The sequence below is a fragment of the Daejeonella lutea genome, from assembly GCF_900168015.1.
In the GTDB taxonomy this organism is placed as follows: Bacteria; Bacteroidota; Bacteroidia; order Sphingobacteriales; family Sphingobacteriaceae; genus Daejeonella; species Daejeonella lutea.
Map to the genome: position 1 here is coordinate 205,075 of NZ_FUYR01000001.1, position 18,341 is coordinate 223,415.

15 protein-coding genes and 1 pseudogene are annotated in these 18,341 nt (G+C 40.4%); 3 read left to right on the plus strand and 13 right to left on the minus strand.

What is annotated here, in order from left to right; all coding sequences use genetic code 11:
• Positions 1-11: 11 nt before the first annotated feature.
• From B5X60_RS01020 to rpsA, 9 genes are all read right to left on the minus strand, one after another.
• Positions 12-833: an energy transducer TonB gene (locus B5X60_RS01020; RefSeq protein WP_079700713.1), complete on the minus strand. Its 822-nt coding sequence runs from the start codon at positions 831-833 to the stop codon at positions 12-14.
• Positions 833-1,231, minus strand: a complete 399-nt coding sequence (locus tag B5X60_RS01025; RefSeq protein WP_079700714.1) for an ExbD/TolR family protein — start codon at positions 1,229-1,231, stop codon at positions 833-835. The genes B5X60_RS01020 and B5X60_RS01025 overlap by 1 nt, the downstream gene beginning before the upstream one ends.
• A complete protein-coding gene (locus B5X60_RS01030) occupies positions 1,228-1,935 on the minus strand; it encodes a MotA/TolQ/ExbB proton channel family protein (RefSeq protein WP_079700715.1) in 708 nt (235 codons plus the stop codon). The genes B5X60_RS01025 and B5X60_RS01030 overlap by 4 nt, the downstream gene beginning before the upstream one ends.
• Before the next feature lie 2 nt (positions 1,936-1,937).
• Positions 1,938-3,008, minus strand: a complete 1,071-nt coding sequence (locus tag B5X60_RS01035) for an HU domain-containing protein (RefSeq protein WP_079700716.1) — start codon at positions 3,006-3,008, stop codon at positions 1,938-1,940.
• A 46-nt stretch (positions 3,009-3,054) separates the two neighbouring features.
• Positions 3,055-4,719 carry a TonB-dependent receptor gene (locus tag B5X60_RS01040; RefSeq protein ID WP_139377334.1) on the minus strand — a complete coding sequence of 555 codons (1,665 nt, stop codon included), beginning with the start codon at positions 4,717-4,719 and terminating at the stop codon, positions 3,055-3,057.
• Positions 4,720-4,729: 10 nt separating this feature from the next.
• On the minus strand, positions 4,730-7,753 hold the full coding sequence (locus tag B5X60_RS01045; protein ID WP_079700718.1) for a tetratricopeptide repeat protein: 3,024 nt from the start codon (positions 7,751-7,753) through the stop codon (positions 4,730-4,732).
• A 127-nt stretch (positions 7,754-7,880) separates the two neighbouring features.
• Complete coding sequence (locus tag B5X60_RS01050) at positions 7,881-8,819, minus strand: aspartate carbamoyltransferase catalytic subunit (protein WP_079700719.1); 939 nt, start codon at positions 8,817-8,819, stop codon at positions 7,881-7,883.
• Complete coding sequence (pyrR, locus tag B5X60_RS01055) at positions 8,819-9,358, minus strand: bifunctional pyr operon transcriptional regulator/uracil phosphoribosyltransferase PyrR (RefSeq protein WP_079700720.1); 540 nt, start codon at positions 9,356-9,358, stop codon at positions 8,819-8,821. The genes B5X60_RS01050 and pyrR overlap by 1 nt, the downstream gene beginning before the upstream one ends.
• Positions 9,359-9,697: 339 nt before the next feature.
• Positions 9,698-11,710, minus strand: coding sequence for a 30S ribosomal protein S1 (gene rpsA, locus B5X60_RS01060; protein ID WP_079700721.1), 2,013 nt, complete (start codon positions 11,708-11,710; stop codon positions 9,698-9,700).
• Between the two features lie 164 nt (positions 11,711-11,874).
• On the opposite strand from rpsA, the gene B5X60_RS01065 reads away from it, so the two are divergent.
• Complete coding sequence (locus B5X60_RS01065; protein WP_079700722.1) at positions 11,875-12,096, plus strand: hypothetical protein; 222 nt, start codon at positions 11,875-11,877, stop codon at positions 12,094-12,096.
• Here the strand turns inward: B5X60_RS01065 and cmk are convergent, their stop codons facing one another.
• Complete coding sequence (gene cmk, locus B5X60_RS01070; RefSeq protein WP_079700723.1) at positions 12,097-12,777, minus strand: (d)CMP kinase; 681 nt, start codon at positions 12,775-12,777, stop codon at positions 12,097-12,099.
• Positions 12,778-12,910: 133 nt separating this feature from the next.
• Between cmk and arfB the strand changes: the two are divergent.
• A pseudogene (arfB, locus tag B5X60_RS01075) lies at positions 12,911-13,291 on the plus strand (alternative ribosome rescue aminoacyl-tRNA hydrolase ArfB); the annotation flags it as partial.
• A gap of 6 nt (positions 13,292-13,297) precedes the next feature.
• Here arfB and B5X60_RS01080 read toward each other — a convergent pair.
• Genes B5X60_RS01080 through lon form a run of 3 tightly spaced genes read right to left on the minus strand, consistent with a single transcriptional unit; the run spans position 13,298 to position 17,363 of the window.
• Positions 13,298-14,260, minus strand: a complete 963-nt coding sequence (locus tag B5X60_RS01080) for a lipid A deacylase LpxR family protein (protein ID WP_245803437.1) — start codon at positions 14,258-14,260, stop codon at positions 13,298-13,300.
• 38 nt (positions 14,261-14,298) lie between these two features.
• The gene (locus B5X60_RS01085) at positions 14,299-14,823 is read right to left on the minus strand and encodes a hypothetical protein (RefSeq protein WP_079700725.1); all 525 of its coding nucleotides are present in this window, start codon (positions 14,821-14,823) and stop codon (positions 14,299-14,301) included.
• Positions 14,824-14,882: 59 nt separating this feature from the next.
• Positions 14,883-17,363: an endopeptidase La gene (lon, locus tag B5X60_RS01090; protein WP_079700726.1), complete on the minus strand. Its 2,481-nt coding sequence runs from the start codon at positions 17,361-17,363 to the stop codon at positions 14,883-14,885.
• 294 nt (positions 17,364-17,657) lie between these two features.
• Here lon and B5X60_RS01095 point away from each other — a divergent pair, with 294 nt between their 5' ends.
• A complete protein-coding gene (locus B5X60_RS01095) occupies positions 17,658-18,272 on the plus strand; it encodes a tetratricopeptide repeat protein (RefSeq protein WP_079700727.1) in 615 nt (204 codons plus the stop codon).
• The last annotated feature ends 69 nt before the right edge of the window (positions 18,273-18,341 follow it).

Here is an 18,341-nt window from a genome sequence, read left to right on the forward strand (position 1 = left end):
GAGAGATAGGTTTATTTCACTTTAAAGTTAAACATAACCACACCAATCTGAGTTTCCGGTGCTGATTCAAGTTTGTTTAACGAGGCACCCATAACGGCAATCCTGCATTTTTCCCAAATTGCTTTATCAGAAAGTGTTGTGCCTTTAACTCCTGGGATAGCATTCACAACCACACCGTTTTTATCTACAAAAATCCTTACCGCAACACGACCATACTTTTGACCGTCATCTTTAGGGACATTAAGATTGGTAAATCGCCTGCTTTTCAAATCGAGTGCAACACCACCAAATCCCGATCCTCCATCACCGTAGTCGGGCGACATTGGATCACCATCTTTACTGCCTTGATTTCCTGGTGTTTCTCCAGTGCCATCACCTGCACCTTTTCCGTCGTTTTTCTTCCCTTTGTATAGCGCGTTTTGATTAACTGTTGGCTTATTTTCTTTTGCTGGTAAGCTCACTGATGGTGATTTCGCAGTCGACTTTTCCTTAGTGGCAATTTCTGGTGCATCCTCTGTGTTTTGAGTTGCTATCGACTTATCAGTGACCTCAGAGCTTGCTTCAGTTACTTCTTGGTTTTCCGTTACTTTATCAGGCGGAGTATTATTCGCGTCCGGTGCTGTGGATGGTTCTTCGATACTCATGTAGTCATCACCCATACCCACCTCAGACGTGCCATAATTAACAATGATTCCACCCATTCCGATTTCCTCCGGTGGTTCAGCTCGGCTTGCGATAATGAAGAAACTAATAGCCAGTAAAACTCCCATTATACCTGTTGATATAGCAAAAGCTTTTGGATAATTGTTCTCTTCCTGTCTTTGGTATTGCATTATTTTTTTGTTTCCGTAGCTAAAACAAGCTTTACTTTCAATTTGTTGGCAATGTCCGTCAATTCGACAACGTTTTCTATAGCTATAGTACGATCCGCGTATAAAATTATTGTGAGGTCAGGTGCCGCGCGCTGGTATGCTTCTATACTGCTGTATAGATCAGCCAAAGGAACCGGCTTTTTCTCGACAAAATATTCCAGATCTTTTGTAATTGAAACATTGATTGTCTGCTGTGGAATAGATTGTCCGGAACTTGAACGTGGCAGAAATAGTTTAACCACATTTGGATTTGCTACCGCAGATGCGAGCAGAAAGAATAACATCAGAAAGAACATGATGTCGTTCAATGCCGATGTATGCACCTCTACCGAGGCACGTTTTCGTTTTTTAAAATTCATTTCCCTGGTTCTTCTAACAAGTCAATAAATTCAATAGCGTCGGTTTCCATCTTCAAAATTATGCGGTCAACCATAATATTTAAAATATGGTAAAGAACATATGCGATTATACCGATGATCAGTCCCGTTGCAGAAGTGATCATTTTGGTATAAAGACCGCCCGAAATTGTGCCGATTTCTATAATCCCTTTAACCGAAACTTCGTGAAAAATAGTAATTACTCCCACAATTGTTCCCACGAAACCAAGCATAGGTGCTATACCCGCTATGATGCCCAGTATACCGATGTTTTTTTCGAGTTTGGAGACTTCAAGCTTTCCAACATTCTCAATTGCACCTTCAATATCTTTAATTGGTCGGCCGATACGGACAAGGCCTTTTTCAAGCATCCTTCCAAGCGGTGTATTGCTATTGCGGCAAAGTGCAAGGGCCGACTCAAGCCGTGCAGATTGAATGTTCTGTCTGACTTGTGACATTAAATTCATCTCATCCTTTGAAGCTTTTCGGATGGTGAGGTAGCGCTCAACAAAAATTACCAAAGCTATGAATGCTAGTAGAGCCAGCGGAAACATCACCCAGCCACCTTTAATTAACAAGTCTATAAACTTTAACTCTTCCGCTGTTGCCAACGTTGGTACCGTGGCAGCTGCTGCAGCAGCTGTATCTGTTATGGGAGTGACAGTGTCGATCTGTAGTAAAAACATCATTATTGGGTTTTCTTTGGTTTATATTTTGCTATCCAAGCCTTTTTTTCAACTTGTTGAACAATACGGTTTAGTTCATTTTGTGCGGTTTGGTCATCCTGAAAGGAAGCCAGACTTACTTTAAAAAGTTTCCCGGGCATATCTTCGGCAATTTTAGCATCTAAACCTTTGGCTTTCATGGCCTTTACATAAGCTTCTGCCTCGCTGCGTCTTCCATATGAACCACCGATGATTTCAATCTTTATCATTGGTGCTGAGACTGGTTCTTTTATTACTGGATTGACGCTAGAGGTAGAATCGAATCCTGCACTGTCTGGCGTAGTTGAAGGAAGAATTGCTTTTGTCGAATCAGGTATTACTACTGGTGCGGGCTTCTCAAAAGTTTCTGCAGGTTGCTTAACCGGTACACTCGAGGAGTAGGTTGGAAGCATTTTGTCAATCAAATTTCGGGTTTGAGGATTGAAAAAATATAGCAAAACGGCCGCGATAATTCCAAATAAAAATGCACCGATAATTAGTAGTAATAAGCGATTCCGCCTTGGTTCTTCTACGTATTCCTGTTCATCCTCGATTTCCTCATCACCCTGATAGTTGATAAAATCTTCAATTGAATCAGTTGAAATTGCAGCAGGAACAATTGGCTCGCTTACCGGTTGACTAACAGTTTTCCGTAGCTCGGCAATCGGCTTTAATCCATAAAACCTGCCGCCAATGTCGAAATCTGTAGATGGTTCGAATGTTAACGCATCACTTTTCTGCCGTATAATCCCCAGCGGCTTCACTTCGGCAATGCCAGATGTTTCGAGCAGGTCAGATAAACCCGCCGCGAATTTTTTAACAAAGTATTCCGCAGAGGATGTTGAAAGATTCTTCTTTAAACTTATATAGTCTGATAACCCACTGGGCTCAGTTAATCGGTCATCAAAACTAACTTGATATCGCGGAGGTAAGAATGAATTATTAGTGCTGTCATAAGAACCGGGGATTCGTTGTTTAGTAAATGTTCCCAAGCCGGGAAGGCTAACTTCCTCCTGGTTTCGCAACAAATCGGCAATGTAAATCCCAATATCCATCCGGGGTAAAGTTAATTTTTAATTCGCAAGCAGCAAAAACAAAGCATTAGAATGAATAGTTCACTCCCCCAAATAAATTCATACCCAGTTTCGGATAGTAGAGATATTTTTGATACGATTTTCCAAGCAGATTATTTGCACGTAGGAAAACACCGAATTTATTATTAACCCGATACTCGGCACCAGCGCTTATATCCATAAAGCTCTTAATGTTCACAATATTAACGGGACCCGATGCTGGACCGGGAAATTTCGCCGTAGTCTCACCTTGAAACAAAAGTTCTCCGTCTATGATCACCTTCTCATTTAAGTCGAATCGGGCATTTGAAGAAAATCGAAGAGTCGGTTTAAACCATGCTTCGTTTTCACTTGCAAGTTCGTAGTTATAAATTTCTGCCTTTCCGGTCAGGCTGAGGATCTCGGAGGCTTTAACGTTAACCTGTCCATTAAGACCAAATATTTTGCTCTCACCATTATCGTATATGGCATCGAAACGATTAATGGTCGTTGGATTATTAACGAACAAGAGAAGATCTTCAACAGTTTTGTAAAATCCAAGAACCTTATATCCGAATTCCGCACCGGCATTACCCTTAATACCAGCATAGATATTCATCTTCTCAATAGAATTTGCGATGGAAATATTTTTACTTAAGTAGGGATTTTCCGTGGCCAAATCTCTGAGTGAGGTCTTCAGCACATCGCCGTTAACGCCACCAAAAAGAATTGCGTAGTCGGTAACTACTGGTATCTCTGCAGAAACGGCAGGAAAAACATTAGTTCTGCTTCGGTCTCCAAACTCCTGAACAATATTTGCCCCAATGTTCAAGGAAAATGCTTTTCCCTGAAGTTTCACGTATGGATTAGCCCTTAAGATACTATTACCCATTTTGTATGCTTCGTCTTTCACGGCAGTGAAATCGGCCGACGCGTTTAGTCCGAAGTTTAGCAGATTCATTGCTTTATTAACAGATCCACCAAGAACTACTGAACTTTCGCGACCTTCGTCAATGTTACTAAACTGGTACGCCTTAATATTTAATGCGTAATCCAGAGGTGAAGACTCTGTGAAATTATTTATCAGTTCGGCCTGTCCAATTATGGTCCCGAATCGTTGCTTGTCCATATTCACCGTTGCAGATGAAACTGGATTAAAGCCGTAAAAATAAGTCGAACGTCTATCATACATCAATTTGCCAGAAAGGGAGTATGAATCGGAAACTGTGCGGCCGAATAGACCTAACTGCTGGGTTGAGAATTGCTGGCGTTCCTGATCACCTTGCTGCGACAGATGTTTGAAAAAGGCTCCGGCTTGTAATCCCTGGTCACGACCGGTATTTACATAAACTTCCCCAAGTGTAGTTCCTGAACTCCCGGCAGCAGCTTTTGCATAATTGTTCCTGAGCACAACTTCTTTTTCGTCCACCATTTTCTGAGCTTCAAGCTCTTTAATGTTAGAGTTTAACTCTAGTTTCTTGTCGATGATATTGTAAGTCAGTGCAGCTTTATATGGTTGTTCATTTTTTAGATCTGGGCTGCGGCGAATTTTCACAGCATCAGCTAAAACTGGTTTATAAGGACGTACAACTTCAATTTCCTCAGTGAGTGTTCCTGATGGTGGAGTAGGGTTAGGTTTATCCTGTCCCATCACACTAACAGACAGCGTGGAGAAACAAACCAGAAATGCATATTTTAAAAACGGGATCTTCATCTTATTAATTTTATTTTATTGCCGCCAATTTTTCTTTTGCTGTAGCAAGAATGTCATCATCATCACTTTCGTAATTGTCTATAATACTCTGTAGAGTACTTTTGGCCTGGAATGTATCTTTCAATGCCAGATAATTATCAGCTATAAGGATGAAGGCTTTTGCCAGCCAATAATCATGAGACGACATTTTGTTCGTTAGATCCATAGCGGTTGCAAGTGAAGTTTTATAATCACCTTTTTCAAACTGCAGTTTTGCTACGTTATACTTTGCTTCTGCGCCGGTGACTGTTTGGGTTTTATCAGCAACCAATGTGAAATATTTCAACGCTTCCGCCTTATCTCCAATTATCAAATTTGCTTTACCAGCGTACAAATCAGCCCTGTATTTTTCTTCTTGGGAGGATTTTTCAAAATCTCTAACAAATTGAGCATAAAGCATTGTTTCGTCCGGCATATTAATATTGGCATATGATTCCATCAGATTGTTGATAGCATAACCATAATGTGCGCGGTATTCAGATGTTAATTCCAACTTTTTCAGGTGGACGATGGCCTCATTATATTTCTTTTGAGAAAGATAGATCTTTGAGATGCTGATGAGTGCCCGCTCTGTATAATCACTTGTCCAATCGTTCAGGATATATTCGTAATCCGGAATCGATTCGTTCGGGCGATTCAATTTAACAAGACTCTCCGCACGAATGAATTTTGCGTGTTTATCGTGAATTGGCTTATTCGGGAATTTATCGAAATAGGCATTTACAGATTCGAAAGTTCCCTGATAATCACCCTTTAAAAAACGGTTGTTGGCAGCCTGGAATGTTATGTTATCTTGCTCAGAAGTACTGAGGTTCCCTATGCTGGTAGTATTTGCATATGCGAGGAAGCCTGCAGCATCAGATCGTTCGAGGTAGATATTTTTAATTGATTCAAGTGCCAATTTGGCTTCGTCTGTTGTTGTATATTCACTTACCACTCGTTTAAATGTCTCAATCGCAGCGTCATCCTGATCCTGGTTAAGCTGAACCAGACCGATGGTGATAAGAGCTCTTGGAACATAACTGCTTCGCGGGTACTTCGCAATCAGCGCACTTAAGTCATTTTTAGCGATATCAAAGTCATTCTTGATGAAGTACGTGTATGCAATCTCAAACCCTGCATCATCTGCATAGTTGGATTTTGGATATTGTTGAAGCAATGATTTATGAGTTGCAATTTTTTCATCATTCTGTCCTTGCAAGCCCTGAATCATTCCACGCTGGAACAACGCATAGTCTTCTCCGGTGGCATTAGACGAAACAATGCGGTTATAGTAGGTAAGGGCATCGCCGTAATCTTTTAACACGAAATACGAATCCGCAAGTCTTAAAACAGCATCGTTAATAGTATTCCGGTCTCTTTCATTTCCCTGTAAAAACCGACTGAAGTGTGTTGCCGCTTTGCGGTAGCTCTCATGTTCGAAAGCTGCGTATCCCAGAGCATAGTTCGCATAGTTAAATACATCTGTCTTTCTCGACGCAGGCAGATCAAGGAACTTCTCAAAATTATCTACAGACTCACCGAATTTTCTTACTTCGTACATTGCTTCAGCCAGCCAGTAGGTCGAGAGCGATTCTATTTCAGGATCTACCACACTAGCATTAGAGCGCATAAAAACTGAGATGGCATTTTGAAATGCACGCTCATTATAAAATTCGAGTCCCCGGTAATACGTTACTTTCTGGTATACTTCTTTGGCTTCTCGATTTTTATTTGGAATGGATTCTAGAATGTCAATTGCGTCTTTATAATTCTTTGTTGAAAGTAAAATCTCGCCTAATAAGGTTTTTGCAGAATCGATTTTATTAGATCTCGGATAGGTCTTGATGAAAAGTTGTGTTGCATCTAACGCGACCTGATGGAAATCAAGCTCATAAGATAATTTCGCATAGTTGAAGAGCCCTTCTTCCTGCAATTCTTTATCAACAGTTAGTTTGGATGCCTTAAAGAAAGCATTACGGGCTCCCTGCTTGTTGTTTGTCTTGAGAAAAGATTCTCCCAATGCTATCATCCCGTTTTGGAAATATTCATCTGCTGATGAGAGTTTCTCTAACTCAGCGATAGCTTTTTTATAGTCCTTAAGTTTAAACCAGGTATATCCGATCTGATAATTATCCTGATTGTTTTGAGTTTTGCCAAGATCCCTTTGCTGGAAATTTTGATAATAGATCGCGGCATTTTTATAATCAGATTTAGCAAAATACGATGCTCCAATTATGCGCAACATCTCTGTTTCGTATAACTGTTTCGTGGATTTCAATATTGGAACCGCATAATTAATTACATCATCATACCTTTTATCAAGGAAATACATGGCGGAAATATAATATGGGTAACTGTTTTCGTAATCCTTCGAACCTTTTAGACGTTCAAATTCAGTAAGAGCAACTCTATAATTCTTATTTAAATAATTGAGGTAAGCATAATAGTAAATCGATTGTTCAGTATAATTATTCTGCTCGTTCTTTAATTGTGCAAAAAGGGGTTCTGCATTTTTGAAGTCCTTTAGCTCGAAATAGGAGTAGGCCAGTTTAAATCTGTATTCAGCAGATTCCTTTCCAGACAGGCTATTTCTATCTAGCTTAGTAAGCCATTCCACCACTTTAGGATAATTTTTCTGACCAAAATAGGAGCGTCCGACCTGGTAAAATGCAAGTTTAGTATTACTATTCACCGGATGCTGAGCAATAAACTTGAGAAATAAGCCTTCGGCGTCGTCATTGCCCAGTTCCAAAGCACACAAGGCTAAATAGTACTGGGCATTTTCTTTTAATAAACTTATTTCTGGTGTTATCTCAACATTTGCCGAAGACCTGGTGGTAGATTGATCAACCTGGCTAAACTGACCAGCCGCGGCAGCATATTTGCCTTTTTCAAGCAGTTCAATGCCACTTTTGTACGATTGATTTAGTTCAAACCAGGCGGTATTTTGTGCAAGGACGGTTGAGGAAGCAAAAACGAGAAGGAGCGATTTAAATATGTATTTTCTGAGCATAAGTAACCAAAATAGTTAAACGCTAAATTAAGCTAATGGGAACTAGACATCCACATTAGTAATTAACAACTGTTGAAAACAGAATAACGATGATTAATTAAGGATGGTATTCAGATGACAAACTTAATTAGTTTCGCTGACTCGCAAGGAGGTACAAAACTGCCATTCGAACCGCTACCCCGTTTTCAACCTGGTCCAGAATTATAGACTGTTTGCTGTCTGCTACATCGCTGGTTATTTCAACCCCCCGGTTTATTGGGCCAGGATGCATCACGATGATTTCTTTATCAAGAGAATTGAGGATTTGTTTGTTTAATCCATACATCATGGAGTATTCACGTAAAGATGGAAAATATTTGATGTCCTGCCTCTCCAATTGGATGCGTAGCATATTTGCCACATCACACCAGTTTAACGCTTTGATCAGGTCGTGTTCGACCTTAACTCCCAGGGTATGAATGAATTTTGGGATCAGGGTGCTCGGTCCGCAAACCATTATTTCCGCGCCTAGCTTTCTAAGGCATAATATATTTGAAAGTGCAACTCTGGAATGGAGTACATCCCCAATAATAGCGATTTTCTTTCCGGCAACATCTCCTAGTTTTTCACGAATGGAAAAAGCATCAAGGAGTGCTTGTGTTGGATGCTCATGTGCGCCATCACCGGCATTTACTATCTGTGCGTTAACATGTTTGCTTAGAAATACACCTGCTCCTGCATACGGATGTCGCATCACAACCATATCCACTTTCATGGATAGGATGTTATTAACTGTATCTATGAGTGTTTCACCCTTACTAACCGAGGAAGAAGACGCTGCGAAATTTACAGTGTCGGCAGAAAGCCTTTTTTGTGCAAGTTCGAACGAGAGTCGTGTTCTGGTTGAATTTTCGAAGAATACGTTTGCTATAGTGACGTCACGCAGGGAGGGGACTTTTTTTATAGGGCGGTTTAAAACATCTTTAAACGTATCAGCAGTTTCAAAAATTAATTCAATATCCCTTGTAGTGAGATCCTTAATACCAAGGAGGTGTTTTGTGCTTAATGTTTGAGATTTCTCTGCCATTATTTTTCTGAAAGTAAGATTACCTTGTCTTCCTTATCTGTTTCTTTCCAACTAACAACAACTTTTTGTGAGTCGATTGTATCTACTTTTATTCCGATGTAGTCTGCTTCAATCGGTAAGTGTCTCGAATAACGCCGGTCAACCAATGTGAGCAGTTCTACTTTAGCCGGCCTGCCGAATGCAAGCAATGCATCCATCGCTGCCCTTATCGTCCTTCCGGTCCATAGCACATCGTCTACGAGGATTACTTTTTTCCCCTCAATAAAAAAGTTTATCTCTGTAGGACTCGGAACCAGGCCATCTTTTCTTCGAAAATCATCCCTGAAAAAAGTTATATCAAGATTACCGCTTTTTATGGTCGCTTTTGGTAGCTTTTTTTCTAGTTCATCAATTATACGCTTCGCAAGGAAGATCCCCCTCGGTTGAATACCGATGATGACTGAATTAGCAAAAAGGTCGTGATTTTCAATTAACTGATGGCAAAGGCGCTGAATGGTGATCTGGAATTTCTGACCGTCAAGCAAGGTAAGGTTTTGCATCAGTGCTTTAATTTGAGCAAAAGTAGGAAATTAAGTTGAGAGTTGGGAGTTGAAAGTTGAAAGTTGTGCTGCAGGCGACAGGTCGGTCATGGTATAATAAACTACCACAACTATTCGAGCTAGCATATGGGATAAAACCCGTATAACAAATCCTTAATTTCTAGGGAGATTCTTCGGACTTTCTTCGGAGGTTCTTCGGAGGACAACCGCATGATCTTCGATGTGAATCCGAGGAAAATATGATCAATGTTTTTCTGAAATAATTAGTTGTTAACCGCCAGGCAAAAAAAAAGCCTCCCGGTTTCGCGGGAGGCTTTTAATTAAAGTATTTAGCTAAACTTATTCTGCTGATTCTTCAGCTTCTTCAGAAGCTTCAGGTTTTGCTACTTCCGCAGCGTCATCTTCAGTTTTCTTAGCTTTTTTGGCTTTGCTTTCTGCACCTTCCATTTTCTCTTTCAGTTGGGCCAATACACCAAGATCACCTAAAGTTGATTTTTCAACAGATTCCTTTACCTTTTTAACGGCACTGGTTGTTGCTTTAGCTTCTTTCTTCTTAGCATTGAATTCTTCTTTACGCTCTTCAGCTTTTGCCTCTTCCCAGATGCGGGCGTGAGAAACCACGATACGTTTAGAATCTTTATTAAATTCAATGATTCTGAATTCAGCTGTTTCATCAGCTTTTACAGAAGAACCGTCTTCTTTCACCATGTGTTTAGTCGGAGCGAATCCTTCAACACCATATGGCAATGCAACTATTGCACCTTTGTCAGTTACTTTCAACACAGTTCCTTCATGGATTGAATCCAGGGTGAATACTGTTTCGAAAGTTTCCCAAGGATTTTCTTCCAGTTGTTTATGTCCTAAGCTCAATTTGCGGTTAGCTTCATCAAGTTCTAAAACAACCACGTCTAATTCTTCACCAACCTTAGTAAATTCATTAGGGTGATTAACTTTCTTAGACCATGAAAGATCAGAAATGTGGATCAATCCATCAATTCCTTCTTCGATCTCAACAAACACACCGAAGTTAGTCATGTTTTTAACTACAGCTTTGTGCTTGCTTCCGATAGGATAGCGCTCGCCGATGTTCTTCCAAGGATCAGGAGTAAGTTGTTTGATACCTAAGCTCATTTTGCGCTCAGCACGATCAAGAGTTAATACCTGAGCTTCAACTTCATCACCAACTTTCAGGAATTCCTGAGGGTTACGAAGATTTTGAGACCAGGACATTTCTGAAACGTGGATCAGGCCTTCAACTCCAGGAGTGATCTCAAGGAATGCACCGTAATCAGCAACAGTAACAATTCTTCCTTTTACTTTAGAACCAATTTCTAAGTTAGTATCTAAAGCTTCCCAAGGGTGTGGAGTAAGTTGTTTCAATCCTAATGCGATACGTTTTTTCTCGTCATCAAAATCAAGAACAACAACATTGATCTTCTGATCAAGGCTTAACACCTCACGTGGATGCTCGATGCGGCCCCATGAAATGTCAGTTATGTGTAATAGACCGTCTACGCCGCCAAGGTCGATAAACACACCGAAGTCGGTGATGTTCTTGACAGTACCTTCAAGTACCTGACCTTTTTCAAGTTTAGCAACGATCTCAGTTTTTTGATTTTCTAAATCGTCTTCAATAAGCACCTTGTGGGATACAACTACGTTTTTAAACTCGTGGTTAATCTTCACAACTTTGAATTCCATTGTCTTACCTACGTAGATATCGTAATCACGGATAGGTTTGATGTCGATTTGAGATCCCGGAAGGAATGCTTCAACACCCATAATATCCACAATAAGTCCACCTTTAGTACGGCTCTTAACAAAACCAGTAATGATTTTGTCCTGATCCAATGCTTCATTGATGGTTTCCCATGAACGTTGAGTTTTTGCACGTTTGCGAGATAATACCAACTGACCGTTAGCATCTTCCTGCGATTCTACAAATACATCAACCGAATCACCAACCTTAAGGTCTGGGGTATCACGGAATTCAGATAATGATACCAGACCATCAGATTTAAATCCAATGTTCAATACCACATCTTTGTTGTTAATCGATACGACAACGCCAGAAATGATCTCGCCCTTTTCGATCGAATTAAATGTTCCTGCATACATCTCTTCAAACTTTTCACGGTCTGCAGCGCTGTAATTACCAAAACCTTTGTCATCCGCATCCCAGTCGAAATCGCCGGTAGGGGTGATCATTGATTTTGATTTGATCTCTTCGATCGATACTGAATCAGCTTCTGATTCAATAGTTTCTTTTTCTTTAACCGTAGTGGTTTCTTCGCCCTGAAGTTCTGCTTGCTTAGCTGTTAACTCCTTTTCGGCTTCTAGTTTTTTGGCCATTAATTAATTTATCTCCTTTTTCCGATTTAAATCGGACTGCAAAGGTAGAAAAATTCATTTTTATTAAAAAACATTTTCACTGTTTATTTTATTGAGTATAAGATCATTCAACTTAAATATCCAAACATTCCCAATTTCGCAACGTTATTAGCTAAAGAATTATCATGAGCAAAGAACAGCATAGATCAGATAATAGATTAAAAAACGTATCGGCACAGGAGGATGCTTCAGCAAGCAAGGATGCAGATAAGTTGGTTGAGGTTAGGAAGACTGACACTGCAGAAGACAGTGAGAACGATTTTGTTGTACACGAACAGCCTTTTGATGAGCAAATGCATGAGCCGGATGTGCGGGAACGCAATCCGTCTGATGAAGATGCCGATTGATTAAGCGGTTTGCAGAAGCGGGAGGATTCGTGCTAAAGCAAAATCGAGTTGTTGTGCCTGGTCGATGGTTGTATTATCGAGTATTATTGCATCATCGGCCCTTACCAGTGGACTTTCTTCCCTAGTAGTGTCCAGATAATCCCTGTGGGCCAGATTATCAAACACTTCTTCCATAGTTACATCTTCGCCCTTCAGCATCAGTTCTTTAAACCTCCGTTCTGCGCGTACCTTTGGGTCGGCAGTCATGAATAGTTTGAGATCGGCATCCGGGAAAACGACAGTTCCAATATCCCGGCCGTCCATAATTATATTCTTGGACTTCCCCATCCGCTGTTGCTGTCTTACCATCTCGACGCGGACCTCTCTTAGTGTACTTACGTCACTTACAAGTTCTGATACCGGCATCTGACGGATTTCTTCGGAGACTTCTTCGTCATTTAAGGTAATATGACTTTGATAATCCCGTGAGTGAAAGTTTAGATGAACATTCTTTAGAGCTGATGTTACTGCATCATGATCATTCAGATCCACATTGTTCCTCAAGAAATACAGGGTTACTGCACGATACATTGCACCGCTATCGATATATATAAAATGAAGTTTTTTTGCAAGGGCCTTTGCAATTGTGCTTTTGCCGCAGGAAGAATAACCGTCAATTGCGATAACAATGTTTTTGCTCATGAGGGACAAATTTAAACTTTTTATTGAGTATCAATAAAGAATCGTGTACTCAAAAGAGTCCTTTTATAATGTCGCTTTGCATCTTCTTTCGCTACTTTTGGTCATGGGTTTATCGAAAGAATTATTATTGCATGAAATTACCTTTAAAACTTCCAGGAGTGGTGGTAAAGGCGGGCAAAATGTCAATAAAGTGTCGAGCAAAGTGGAATTGAACATAAATATCAGTTCGTCATCAATTTTTACCGAATCCCAAAAGTTTAGAATTGTTGAAAAGCTCTCAAATCGAATAAACTCAGATGGTATTTTGCAAATAGTGACCGAAGAATCCAGGAGTCAGTTGAAGAATAAAGAAAGGAGTGTTGAAAAACTGATCTGGCTACTGACAAACGCTCTCCGAGAAGTCAAATTACGGAAAGCGACAAAACCGGGGAAGGCCGTAGTAGAAAAGAGGCTTAAGCTCAAACAGGCAACCAGTTTGAAAAAAATTAACAGGCGTAATAATAGCTGGGATTAGATTTAGTTAGTTGAAGCGATAAGATAATGCAGCAGAACCATACTGATGAGGTTTTGCACTGCTTTGAACTTCCCGAGATTTGAAAATCAGGGAAAAATCAGCTGTCCAGCGCCTTTTAGAAAACATGACACCTGCTTGTTGGCTGAATACTAAAGGTTTTGAATCAAAAACAACCGAACCTTTGTTTGCTGTAAACAAACCGCCTTGTATAGTGGCGTCAAAAGCAACATAATGTAAAATTGGCTTTGCATAGAAAAACAATTCACGGTCTGTCAGCTTCTTGGTCTCATTATTATGTGAAACACCGCTTTCTGTGCTCGCTGACTGAAAAAATTGATTCAGGTCGCCTGTTCTGAAAAGAACTCCTGCGCCTGCTCCGGAAAAGGTGCTTCCAAGATTGAGATACGATTCCACACTTAAATCCATCTTTTTTGATGTACTGCGGAGTAGCAGATTTTTGTAATTAAGGGAGGTATTGAATGAAGTTTCGTTTGCAACCTGCCATTGCCAGCCCTTAATTTCATAGAATCCCACTATTTTGTGTAATATTTCCTGAGCCTCCTTACCCTGAGCGTGTGGCCCGATTGTTCCGATTTGAAGATTAAGTTTCAGTGAATTTTCCGATTGGAAAAGAAAGTTTAGGGACGCTCCAGCATACAAGTATGCGGCAAAAGGACGGTCGATGTAAGAGATATCTGTTATCTGCCCGGATTGTGGATTATACATTTTTTGCCCACCTTCAACTTCCCATATTAGCTTGTTGAGATTTTTAGGAAGCTTTGTTTGGTCGGTTGCGCGCCTTACATAGATAAAAAGGCCGTTCGTATAATATCTGTCCTGACCATAAGCAAGATATGCGTCGTTGTCACTTCGAAAGCCGAATTCATTTTTAAATGCCGTAGGCTGCGCAGATGAAGTAAATGCAAATGAGACCAACGCAAGCAAAAAGAATGATATCAATCTGATCATTTTGGCATCAAACTTTTCCGGTTGAAGAACATATATACTCAAAAAGTGTAACCAAGACTCAATCCTGCATAGTAAGGAATGAAGAATCCTTTACCAAATATTGGTGTCAATCCCGCCCTGAATGCAAATCCACTATTTACGGGCTGCAAACGATATGTAAAACTCATCGTGCCGAGCACATTACTAGCCTCTTCGTCAAACAATGAAAAGTCGTCGCCTCCTGCAGCAATAACAGTCGCACCCAAGCCAACCTCAAACAAGTGTTTTCCGGTGCCTAACAGATAATTCAATCCTATGGGTACAGTAGTAACATGATCTCCATCAATTGCAATATATCCGATTCCGGCACGACCACCAAGACCATTACGTTTGTTTGAAAATCGGGTGTCGTAGTTCGCGGTGAAGAGCAATCCCTGACCGCCAACCTCCACGAAAACATTTTGCGCTCGGGATTGATCGCCGGATGGAAGTTTGGTACGTTCATCTGTTTGCTGCACCTGGCCAATACTTATTGCTGGTATAAGCAAGGCTGCAAGAAGTGTTAACATGTAAGTCTTTTTCATAATCGTAGTTGTCAAAACAAAAAAGGTTCAAAACATAAGATACGTAATAAACAAATGAATTAGTTCACCGTGGCTGTTTCCTTTGCCTCTTTAACTGTAAGATCAATGGCGTCTTTCACCTTATCCTTTATCAAGGCAAATTCGATCACCTCTTTCATTTCCGACACATAGTGAAAATTAAGATCCTTTATATAGTCCTCTTTAATTTCAAGGATATCCTTTTGATTGGATTTGCAAAGGATTATGTCTTTGATATTAGCTCTTTTTGCAGCTAATATTTTCTCTTTGATTCCACCGACCGGTAAAACTTTACCTCTCAGGGTAATTTCGCCTGTCATGGCGAGATGCGATTTTACACGGCGCTGGGTAAACGCTGAGGTTAAAGCTGTAAGCATTGTTATTCCGGCTGAGGGACCATCTTTAGGAGTGGCCCCAGCAGGCACGTGTACATGTACGTCCCATTGATCAAAAAGACGGTGATCGATTCCGAATTTTGAAGCATGAGCACGCAAGTAGGCCATAGCTATAGTAGCTGACTCTTTCATTACATCCCCAAGGTTACCGGTAAGAGATAATTTTCCTTTTCCCGGGCTTAGGCTGGCTTCAATAAATAAAATGTCGCCCCCAACCTGTGTCCATGCAAGACCCGTAACTACCCCAGCAACATTGTTATTCTCATAAAGATCCTTATCGAACATTGGAGGCCCAAGAATTTTTTCGACGTCTGCTTTGCTTATTGCTGGGTTATATTCCACTTCCATGGCTATTTTGGTCGCAATTCCCCGGACTAATGAGCCTACTTTTTTCTCCAGGCCACGAACCCCTGATTCACGGGTATAATCTTCAATTACTTTTTCGATTATGGGTGATTTCAGCGATATGTTCGCTGTCTTTAGACCATGTTGCTCGCGTTGTTTTGGGAGCAGGTGCTGTTTAGCAATTTCTATTTTTTCCTCTATTGTATATCCGTTAACCTCAATTATTTCCATCCTGTCTAATAGGGCAGGCTGGATACTGCTAAGAGAATTTGCAGTTGCGATGAACATCACATTTGACAGGTCGTAATCGACCTCCACATAGTGATCGTAAAACGCATTATTTTGTTCAGGATCCAGCACTTCTAGTAGGGCTGAGGAAGGATCTCCGCGGAAATCATTACCCACCTTATCGATCTCGTCCAGGACAAATACCGGATTTGATGTCCCGGCTTTTTTGATGGATTGGATAATCCTGCCCGGCATGGCACCAATATACGTCTTGCGATGACCTCTTATTTCTGCTTCATCCCGAATGCCGCCCAATGCCATCCGCACATATTTTCTCCCCAAAGCTTTCGCTATCGATTTTCCAAGAGATGTTTTTCCAACTCCCGGAGGACCAACAAGACACAGGATCGGTGCTTTCATGTTGTGCTTTAACTTAAGCACAGCCAGATATTCAATGATGCGTTGTTTAACTTTTTCAAGACCATAATGGTCTTTTTCAAGAACCTTTTCCGCTCTTTTTAAGTCAAAATTGTCCTTAGTAAATTCATTCCAGGGGAGATCTAGCAGAACTTCCAGATAGTTGATTTGAATAGAATAATCCGCTGCTGCAGGATTCATTCGTGCCAGCTTCTCGATCTCTTTGCCAAAATGATCACCAGCTTCTTTCGACCATTTTTTCTTTGATGCCCGAGCTCTCAGGTTTTCAACTTCGAGATCCGGTGAATTGCCTCCAAGTTCTTCCTGGATTGTTTTAAGCTGTTGATTAAGGAAGTAATCCCGCTGTTGTTTATCCAGGTCAACCCTTACTTTAGATTGTATTTGATTTTTCAGTTCCTGCATCTGAAGTTCGACAGTCAAATGTTCCAGAACCATTTTCGCTCTTTCGCGAAGATTTGCGACCTCGAGCATCTGTTGCTTGGCGGCAACGTCAGCATTCATATTCGAGGAGATAAAATTAATCAGGAAAGAAGCGCTTTCAATGTTTTTGATGGCTATACCAGCTTCGCTGGGAATATTAGGAGATAACTGGATGATCTGCATAGCCATCTCTTTAATCGAAGCCATTAACGCCTTGAACTCTTTGTCCGGCTTCGGCCTCAACTCTTCAAATTTTTGGATGGAGGCTTTAATATAAGGATCACTCTGAACTTCCTCATTCAGGCGAAAACGCTGCTTACCCTGAATGATAACCGTTGTGTTTCCGTCGGGCATTTGCAGCATTTTTATTATTAATGCCACGGTCCCAACCTCATTTAACTGATCAAAAGTAGGATCCTCGATTGCAACATCGCGTTGAGATACTACTCCTATAATTCTGTCGCCTCTGTAGGCGTCTTTAATAAGTTTAATAGATTTATCTCTGCCTACCGTAATAGGAATAACTACTCCAGGAAATAAGACGGTATTACGTAATGGCAGGATGGACAATATGTCCGGTGTTTCTTCATTGTTCATTTCCTCTTCGTCCTCCTGTGACATCAAAGGAAAGAACTCAGTATCTTCGTTTATTAAAGGCAATGTTCTGTTAAAATCAAAATTGTCGTAATTACTCATCTATATCTTGGAAAACGTCATAATGACAGTAAAGCGATCTAATCGCGGCTAAAAATGCTGTAATTGGTAAAAGTGCAAGGGATGTGCCAATTCATCCGATGTATGAAATTAGTCGATTTTAAATTATTTTTCAGACAAATCTTCTGAATTGGAGATGTTCGTTTTTAATAATGTTTAAGCCCTTTTTCTTTTCTATGAACGATTTTTTTTCTTGTATTTAGTAAAAGTAGTACATTTAAAAATAAATCATTCCGCATACCGTTATTGAACGAGACCAATTTGTTATTAACCCACATGAGATCATATACACTTCTTTTATCCTTAGTTCTTCTTACCACTTTCGTTTTTGCTCAGAATCCAAATTATAAAATGGGTGAAAGGGCGCTTATTAATGGGGATTTTAAATCTGCTGTTACAAGCCTTGAAAAGGCATTAGCCGCCGACAGCAATGATGTAAATACATTGTATATGTTGGGCTATTCATATTATCACGCTGGAAACTACAATAAGGCGGTAACAACTTTTAACAGGGTTGTTTCATTAAAACCAGCAGAGAATAGTGCGTATTATTATCGTGGCAAGGCACGTAATATCATGGCAAATGATACGAAAGGTCTATCAAATCCCGATCGTGAGAAACTGCTGTTATCCTCTATAAGAGACTTTACCAAGGCAATTGAGCTTAACGCCGATGATGTGAAACTTTACCAAAATCGCGCGGTTGCCTATCGTGACTACGGCGTGCTTAAAGGCCAGAAGATCCCAAATTTCCAGGATAAGACAAAGGCTGTGAATGCCTTTAAATCATGCATAAGTGATTTTGAGAAGGTGTTGAGCCTAACTCCCGGACGTAAGGATATCACTACACAGTTAGCAGATGCAAAAAGCTACATGCAAAATTTGAATTAGAATTTATTCGAGTTACATTTACACAAGAGCCCCGTTTTTAACGGGGTTTTCTTTTGATGAATTTTCCAA